This window comes from Bradyrhizobium sp. BR 10261, assembly GCF_019455395.1.
Lineage (GTDB): Bacteria > Pseudomonadota > Alphaproteobacteria > Rhizobiales > Xanthobacteraceae > Bradyrhizobium > Bradyrhizobium manausense.
In genome coordinates, this window is the sequence record NZ_JACOFQ010000042.1 from 46,547 (window position 1) to 54,918 (window position 8,372).

At 60.7% G+C, this 8,372-nt stretch carries 7 protein-coding genes; 3 read left to right on the top strand and 4 right to left on the bottom strand.

Annotated elements, in window-relative coordinates:
• Positions 1–122: 122 nt before the first annotated feature.
• The 3 genes from repC to repA all read right to left on the bottom strand — a co-directional run bounded on the left by repC (position 123) and on the right by repA (position 3,786).
• The gene (gene repC, locus HYH07_RS33005; protein WP_220006376.1) at positions 123–1,355 is read right to left on the bottom strand and encodes a plasmid replication protein RepC; all 1,233 of its coding nucleotides are present in this window, start codon (positions 1,353–1,355) and stop codon (positions 123–125) included.
• Positions 1,356–1,555: 200 nt separating this feature from the next.
• Positions 1,556–2,575 (bottom strand): plasmid partitioning protein RepB, encoded by a 1,020-nt coding sequence (gene repB, locus HYH07_RS33010; RefSeq protein WP_220006377.1) that lies wholly within the window; start codon positions 2,573–2,575, stop codon positions 1,556–1,558.
• Positions 2,572–3,786, bottom strand: coding sequence for a plasmid partitioning protein RepA (gene repA, locus HYH07_RS33015; protein WP_220006378.1), 1,215 nt, complete (start codon positions 3,784–3,786; stop codon positions 2,572–2,574). Before repA ends, repB begins: the two co-directional genes overlap by 4 nt.
• A 1,564-nt stretch (positions 3,787–5,350) precedes the next feature.
• Between repA and HYH07_RS33020 the strand changes: the two genes are divergently transcribed.
• The 3 genes from HYH07_RS33020 (at position 5,351) to HYH07_RS33030 (ending at position 7,474) form a co-directional block, all read left to right on the top strand.
• Positions 5,351–5,596 (top strand): type II toxin-antitoxin system VapB family antitoxin, encoded by a 246-nt coding sequence (locus tag HYH07_RS33020; RefSeq protein ID WP_220006379.1) that lies wholly within the window; start codon positions 5,351–5,353, stop codon positions 5,594–5,596.
• Positions 5,596–5,991 (top strand): type II toxin-antitoxin system VapC family toxin, encoded by a 396-nt coding sequence (locus tag HYH07_RS33025; RefSeq protein ID WP_220006380.1) that lies wholly within the window; start codon positions 5,596–5,598, stop codon positions 5,989–5,991. Before HYH07_RS33020 ends, HYH07_RS33025 begins: the two co-directional genes overlap by 1 nt.
• 283 nt (positions 5,992–6,274) lie before the next feature.
• Positions 6,275–7,474 (top strand): RHE_PE00001 family protein, encoded by a 1,200-nt coding sequence (locus tag HYH07_RS33030; RefSeq protein WP_220006381.1) that lies wholly within the window; start codon positions 6,275–6,277, stop codon positions 7,472–7,474.
• Positions 7,475–7,898: 424 nt separating this feature from the next.
• Here the strand turns inward: HYH07_RS33030 and HYH07_RS33035 are convergent, their stop codons facing one another.
• Positions 7,899–8,111 (bottom strand): hypothetical protein, encoded by a 213-nt coding sequence (locus HYH07_RS33035; protein WP_220006382.1) that lies wholly within the window; start codon positions 8,109–8,111, stop codon positions 7,899–7,901.
• Between the last annotated feature and the right edge of the window lie 261 nt (positions 8,112–8,372).

The window sequence follows — 8,372 nt, forward strand, 5'->3', positions numbered from 1 at the left end:
GCCGGATAAATCCCGCAAGCGGATTCCCCTCCATTGGTGAGGCGGCGCCGACGGCCCTAGATCTCCCCGGTTGGAGCGATAGCTCCAGCCGGAATCGAATCCAGCCGTGTGTCACCCATCGCTCACGCTCGTCGCTTTTCGTGAAGCCGGGAATTGATCTGCGACATCAGGATCGGCCCAAGAGAAAACTCCCCTACCTCCGCTTTCCGCGTCAGCCCGCGCAAATAGCCGCCAGCCGATCGTATGGTGGTGCTACGCTGCAAGATGCAGGCGACGACGACCGCCGCTTGCGTTTCACCCAACACGGTTTGCGCCTCCTCCCACGCGCTCGGGCTGATCCCCAGCATCGATCGCACAACGGCCGCGGCGGCAAGGAAATCGCGCCAGTTCGAAATTCCCCCCTTCGCATAATCGACGATATCCGGGCATGCGTTCAGCACCATTCCCAACGGATACGTACTCTCGGCAACTCGCGATGGTTGAGGTTTTGGCTCAGCTCTCGCCGCCCTGCCTTCTCGGAGGCTAGGTTCAAGATCAATGAAGGCATCGGTATTTGAATTCTGTATGTGGTGCTCGGAATGGGACTCATTGGCGCTCGGATTCTTGGATTTGATGTGTGCTTCCAGAAGATTGAGCACGTCGTCCGCAAGTTGCGACAGTTCGTCAGCAATCGGCTCGAGCTCCTGGCGCGTCGCGGTGCGCGGAATCTGAGCGACCATTGCGCGGAAGGCCGCATGCACCTCCTGCCAATCGGCGGGCCCCTGCCCTGCCCTTCGCGTCGGGACACCCTCCTCAATGCCAGTTGCAATCATCTTCGCGATGTCGCGCCGGCACAGCGTGATCCGCTCACGCACGAGCTTATGCGCCCGGGCTTCGGCTTCGATATCAGCCGCCAGGCTCTCGAACTCTTCCGAGCGCACGACGAGCGGGGATAGATCGAAGCCGAAGGCGAGCTCGATTGCGCCGGCATCGTCCTTCCGCGCATACCGCTTCCCATTTGGACTGTCGCGCCGAACGATCAGCCCCGCATCGACTAGCACTGCGAGATGACGCCGCAGCGTCGATGCCGGCATGCCGTGCGCCCGCCGGCTAAGTTGATGGTTCGACGGGAAGACGATCAGATCATCCTCTCCTGTCAGCGCCGTCTCAGGATGGAACGTCAGGAGCGCGTTTAACACCGACAGCGAGCGCTCCGACACCCCAAGGCGCGGCCGTGCCGTGCAGATGGCGTGGAAGATCTTCCATTTGTGCACGATCTTTTCGGGAGGGCGTTCGGTTGCGATCATTTGGCTTGCCACATGGGCAAGCGTCAACGATCGCCGCCCAAAAGGCGTCGTTGGAGAGTGTGACTGCATGTCTTTTGCCTCAGCTGGGCAAAGGAAACCTGCTCGCCGAAACGACGATTAAAATCGCGTAGAAACGCTTGACTGCGATTCGCGAAAGTGATTCTCTGTCAGTCGCCAAACTTGAAGAGAAGGGCTTCCGGAACTCCGTTTTCGGGGGCCTTTTTCTTTTGCCTTGTCTGCTCCTGGTTCGTGTTTGCGGGACGAGGCTGTTAGGCCTCGGTAGTTTCCTGACCGCCGCTCGTCTTGGAAAAGGCGTCGAACAGGGCCGGGATTTGGTCGACGAGAAATGCTGCAAATGTCGCCGAGACATTCTTGTCGAGGGTAAGCTTCAATTCGCGCTCGACGTGACGTACGTGCGCGATCTTATCGCCGGATGCGGAAAAGACTGGCTTCTCTTCCGATGGCTTCGATGTCCCCGCAGCAGATGGACGGCTTGCCGCTGTGAATGCAGCAAGAAACCGAGCGTCGGTTTCTCGCTCTGCAAATTTCGGTTCAGCGATGACCGCCCTGACACGTTTGAGGGCCGCTGCATCCCTGATCAGTTCAGAGAATGATTGCCAGCGGCCGCGGCCAACTTTCGGAGCCTTTCCGATTGCTTGAACAACATCGGTTGGAACTGACCGGGCCACGGCGAGAAGTTTCGATGCCTCAGCTCGATCAATCGACAACGCATCCTGCACGATTGACCGGCTATGCCCGGCATCTTCGATATGCATTGCGAAGGTGGCGCGCTCAATGAAACTCAGATCTTCCCGTGGTGCGTTCTCGAGTCCTTGCGCCACGACGAGCGCTTCATCTGACAGCGCTCGCAGGATCGCTTTGACCGAAATGCCTAGTTCGCGTGTGGCACGGACGCGGCGATGACCATAGGCGCTCTGGTAGCGCCCTTTTGCTTCAGGATGCTCTCGAACGAGAATGGGCACCTCTTGACCACGCTGTGCGATCGACTGCTTGAGTGCCTCGAACGAGCTATCATCCTGGTCGCGAAAGCGGTCCGCCAGCGGTGACGGATCGATGAGCGAGGGGTCGATTTCAAGGATCGTCGCTCCGGATGCAATTTTATCGCGAAGCTCCTCGTTCTCTTTCTCGACTTCGGAAAAAGAGTCTTTCAACGAGCGGACTGAGCCCGACGAAACCCGTGGCAACGCGGCGGGCATGTTGTCAGCTGACAACGCAGTTGATTGCGGGGCCGTGAAAAGGCTTTTGATAGTGTCAGTACGTTTGCTCATCGACCCCACACCTTCTTGAGAAGTTGCGCGATTTCAGCATTGACCGCGTCGACCGATTCCAATGCCCGGTCGTAGGCGCCCCGCCCTACGGCCCCGCGCTCCAGCTCATAAAGTGATTGCTTGGTGAGACCAGCATTGGCGATCGCGGTCGATTTCCACACCGTGGCCTGGAGCACATCCGATCCAAAAAGGGTTCGGAGGAGAGCCACGATTTGCGCTTCGGGCACGTCGTTGGGATCGTGACGCGTGATGACGTACCGGATGAAATCGTGATCGAGGCGCCCACCCGCTTCCTCGATGACGGACATGAGGTCCGACGTCATGAGGAGAAATTGGCTCATCGATGCAACGTCGACCATCTGAGGATGGATGGTCACGAGCATCGCGGTCGCCGCGTTTAGCGCGCCCATCGTCAAGTAACCAAGTTGAGGTGGGCAGTCGATGACGACGACGTCATAGTCGTCGGCGACCTGATCGATGGCGCTGGCGACACGGCGAAAGAATAAATCGTGCCCGCGTTCACGCCGCTCAACCATTGCTCGAGGCGTGGTGTGCTCGAACTCCATGAGCTCGAGATTGCCTGGAACGAGACCTATCCCGTCAAAATAGGTCGGTCGGACCACCTCTCGCATTGGCCGCCGGTGTTCGTCATACCGTATGGCGCCGTAGAGGGTTTCGTTCGCCGCGATGTCAAACTCGGGCTGGTAGCCGAACATGGCAGACAGCGAAGCCTGCGGATCGAGGTCAATCGCAAGGACCCGAAAGCCGGCAAGGGCGAGGTATTGCGACAGATACAGCGCTGTCGTCGTCTTGGCGGAGCCACCTTTGAAGTTCGCGACTGTGATGATTTGTAGCTTGTCGCCTGGGCGGCGGCGCGGCAGAAATTCCAATGCTTCGCGCGGGCGCGCGGTGGCTAGATACCGTCGCAACTCATGAATCTGAGCCAGAGTATAAGATCGCCGGCCACCGATTCCCGTCGTTGGGGTCGGCCCAAGTCCGTCGAGAGAAAGTTGTCGAAGGTACCCATCGGATACGCCCGCAATTCGCGCGACCTCCCCTGAGGTGAACGACCGGAGCGATTTGCTCGCTGAAGGTGGGAAAAGCGTCGTCGCGAGCGATCGCAGCTGACCGGAAAGAATGCCGGCATGCCGAGAGATCCGCGCAGACGCAGTCTCACTCATCGTAACCGAATCTTCCGCTAAGATCGCCATTTGCCTTCTCGAGACGGCTTCTGCGCGTCAGACGCCTAATCGCCGTCTTGAGAGATGGCCACGATTCTCTGATTTGAGCAAGAAATAAAGGGTTAACGAGTTCTTAACGCTCGATGGCGTGCCTAACGGCGAGCACCGGCTTTTTGGGCGCGTCGCCTGTTGTTGTCAGCTGACAACAATGGCCCCAGCCAGCCGAACGAGCCTCTACTATAGCGCGATTCGGGGAGGCTGCATGGATCTCAAGCGTCATCCGGTACGATGCCAGCCAGTGGATCAAATCTTGCTATCGTGGGATAAGCCGGGGCTCTTTCCCCGCACCGCAAACCCTCGCTTCTGGGAGTCGGCGGCACCGGCGCTTGGCGGTCGTTGATCTGCGGCGCGAGCCGTCCCTATTTCTCGCTTCCCAGCAAGTCGTTGCCCGGATGATTGCATGCCTCGTAAGGTACGGTGGCTCGCGCCTGATGCCGACGACCGGCGGTCCCCGGAAAAGCACCTTTCCCCTCTCGTTGAACCGCCGAAGCCAGTGGCGAGCGACGGAGTGTTTGTGATGTTGGTTCGCCAAGTTCAGCAGCGCGCTGGGCCGTCGCAGTCTGGATTAACGCCCCGCTGCGGCACTTCGCTCGGCCGCTGCCCGGCGGGGCAACAAGCAAGCCCCACACGGTAGCATGTCGTCTCCGGCAATCAGCTAAGCGAGCAAGGGTCGAGTAATCGACCGAATGCATCCGGTCATTCGCGCTGTTGCCGGACCACCAACTGCTAGGCCGGCCCCCGCGACGGCGGCCGCACGTCATCGGCCCCACATGCGATCTGTTTCGGCGAGGGAGGCCAATGCGCAGTCAGGCCAGCACGTTAACCGGCACCGCATCAGATCTCATCCTGGACGAGGCGTTTCAATCGCAGGGAACTTATTCCCATCGGGAAAGCCGCACAGATTGTTGTCAGCTGACAACATCCCGTGGTCCAGCCCGCGCAATGGGATAGCGCGTCGCGGTCGGATAGGCTGCGGCACCGCCGGACCTTGGGTGATCACGGCCAGCGTCGGGGGGCGCATAACAGCGAATACCCCGGGAAGAACCAGCCAAAGAGCAGGTTGATTCACAGCATCCGGCGCCCGAACTACACTTGATTGGTAGACAGCAAGGCAGACCTAAAATCCAATCTCGCGGGGTTCGGGTGACGCCGAATGCGGCCGATCGGAAAGTCACCTCGCGCGGCGGTCTTGGGTAGCAGTCCTTGGAAAATTGTTGTCAGCTGACAACAATTTATGCCCTCCAGCCACCGACCCGCGTCCTTCCGGGCCCGTAGATTCGCGCCCTGATGAATTCAGGGTGCTGGGACGAGGTTGACCTCGGCCGGAGTTCCGGTCGAGGCCATGGCGTGTGGTCCTCATGGGGAAACAGCGCCCCGAAGCGGAGGGTGGCATTCATAGAATGCTAACCATAGAAATCTACGGCCTCCGCCCATCGTACGATCTTCTCCATCAGATTTGGCGAAAACACCGGCCTCACGCGGTGTATCCGGGATGATATATAAGGATACACGATACGCGCTAGAGGATGGCCCCATGGCCTTCCATATCAAGAATCCGGAGACCGACGCGCTGGCCCGCAGGGTCGCGGCGCTGAAGAAAATCGGATTGACAGAGGCCGTACACACGGCACTCGCTCATGAACTCGAGCGCGAGCAGGGCAAGCCGTCATTGGTCGAACTGGGCGTCCAGTTTTGTCGTGATTTGAAAGCAAAGGGCAATCCGCAGAGCGGCAAGCCTGCTGATAAGGCATTCCGCGACAGCCTTTATGAGGATTCCTGATGTTCATCGACGCTTCGGCGCTCACCGCGATGCTGACCGATGAAAACGAGGCGCGCGAGTTGCTGGCGCGCCTGCAGCAAAGCACAAGCCGGCTGACCTCGCCGCTAGCCGTGTGGGAGTCGGCGATTGCCATCGCCCACGTGCTCGACCTGCCGATCGCCGCGGCGGCCGAAGCGATCGAGAGCTATCTCGCGCTGATGGAAATCAAGATGGTGAACGTTCAGCCGGAAACGGCCCGCATTGCGCTCGGCGCCTTCGACCGCTTCGGCAAGGGCCGACACCCGGCGGGGCTATATTTGGGGGACTGTTTCGCCTACGCCTGCGCTCGCCATCTCGGTGAACCGCTGATGTTCAAGGGCGCCGATTTTCCCCAGACCGACATCGAGGCGGCCTGACAAGCGCTACCATCGAAGTGAGCCTAAGCGTGGCAGAAGCAATGAACGCTGATTCACGACGAAGCGCCCGAACCTGCGCTGGGAAGCCAGCCTGATAGCCACGACGTTGATCTAGCCGACGAGGACCCGGAGCTCGGATGTCGACGGGTTCCTGAAGAGGGCAGGGGAGCTGACCAGCGGCGCATCTTTCACGGCGGTTTGGCGCCGCCCGGTGCTAGCCTGGCTTAACGTCGTCAGAACAAGTCGTGGGGTTGCAAGCGGACGGTCCGCAACCGACGTCGCTATGACGGAAGCGAAAGCCGTGTTAGCTTCCGTTTCGTTGGTTTCCATTAAGGTTGTCAGGACCTTGCTGCCCACCTACAAAATCCCCGATCCGCTGCCCTGGGCCCAGCTTGCCGGGCCGTTCGCCGCCGCCGAGGATGCCGTGGCCCGCCTCGACGAGCGGCTGGCCAAAAGCCCGATCCGCGACGGCGCAATCAGCCGGACGCACTTCACGGATGCCTGCGCCAGTCTGTGGCTGGACGGCGAACTTGTCCACCTCGAAGACCTCGTGCTCCACGACGCCGGCATGGACGTCCGCGCTCCCACCCATGAGCTGACCCGCGCCCATGCCGTGCTGCGCGCGCGCCGGCGCATCGCGGAGGCGAAGCCCGATTGGGCGCTGTCGGCTCAGGGGCTCGCCAGCCTCCGCGGACGGGGCGAGCGAGAGCAGGAGACGAGCAACCGGAATGAAGGTGAGGGAGGTTTTGAGATCGACGAGGCCGCGGAGCGGGAGGAGGTGGGTCTCGAATTGCCCCTCGGTGTCCTTGAGACCGATCCTCATCTGGCTGCCGCTTTCGACGCAGTTGACGCAGCGAACGCTAGAGCGGAGCGTAGGCTCGCCGACGAGCCTCGGTTTCGGCCGGAGCGGGATTCTCTCATCCACGATCCCGACTGGGACGAGGAGGGACGCCTCGATCACTGGCGCAACGTGGTCGAACAGACTCGCGGCTTGCCGCCGACCCTAGCGGGGGCGATTGCCGCCGACGCCTGGGGTGAGATCGAACCGCTCGAACACACGCCTTGGCTCGGACGCCTGCTCGCCGCGGCCTTGTTAAGGGACCGCGGCAAAACGCGCTGGCATCTGCCGTGCCTGCATGCTGGGCTCAAAAACATTCCGCGTGAGCGCCGGCGGCCACGCGACGCCGCAGCGCGTTTGGTCGTGCAACTCGAAGCCATGACGGCCGCCGCGGAGTCTGGCCGTAAGGACCACGACCGCTGGCTGATGACCAGAAACCTGCTCGCCCGCAAACTCGCCGGCCGTCGCGCCACTTCAAACCTGCCGGCTCTACTTGACTACGTGCTGACCAGGCCGATCGTCTCGACGGGCATGATCGCGGCAGAACTCGGGATCACTCTCCGTGCTGCCCAAAACCTGGTCGCCGAGCTCGGCCTGCGCGAGGCGACGGGGCGGGGACGTTATCGGGCGTGGGGCGTCCTGTAGCGCGCGAAAGCCGGTGCTGGGGATGCCCGGCCGTTGCCGCAGCGCCCGAATGGTCGCTACTGGGCGTGCCGCACTTGAATCGGCTTCCCGGGGTTGGGGTGCCGTTGAGGGTGAAGTTTCCGATAGTAGCCGTGTTCGTATCCTTTTTCGTTCTCGGGCCGCGACCATCGCGACCTCGATGGCTGTCGTTGACCGGAGGCGATCGAGCACCAACGTGCATGGAGGCGCATGCGGCGCGGTTGAGGCGCCGATGGCCGATAATGTGGTCAAGTCCAGATGCTTTCCGGGGTAACAATCTCGAACGGCACGATGCGTTGTTCGATCGATGCGGTATCCCTGCGTTCCACGAGATGCAGCATCACCTCGATGAGCTGGAGTGGCTTTTTTATCGAATGGCATAGGGCAGCTGTGATCAGACCCTCGGTCAAACCCTTGCGCGCTTCAGGACCATATCACGGCAAATGATGCGGATGTCCCGCTGCCGCTCAACGGGCAGCTCGCGCATGGCGCGCAGCACGCCAGAAATGCCGCCACCATTTACCAACAGACCGCGAAGGTCTGGCTCCTTGTCGATCAATCCGCGAAAGATCGAGTATGCGTTTTCTGGCACCTCGTGGGTCAGGATCGTCTCGGCCACTTGGAAATCCGGCGCGTGGTATCAAGGGTGTATTCCTCAAAGAGATACCGCAAGCTGCCCATTCCTTTGTGACCAGCATCCTCCGAGCTATTGTCGACATTGTAGCTCATTAGTGGCCCGAGGTCGCCATTCGGCAGGCCAAGGTCTCGCGAATGACGCCATAGCGATGCTCGTGGGTTGCAGATGTCGATAATACAGGTGACCGATACCTGCGACTTCGATATGTTGCAGTTGCTGCCAGGTTGAGGGGAGTCCAGCCAT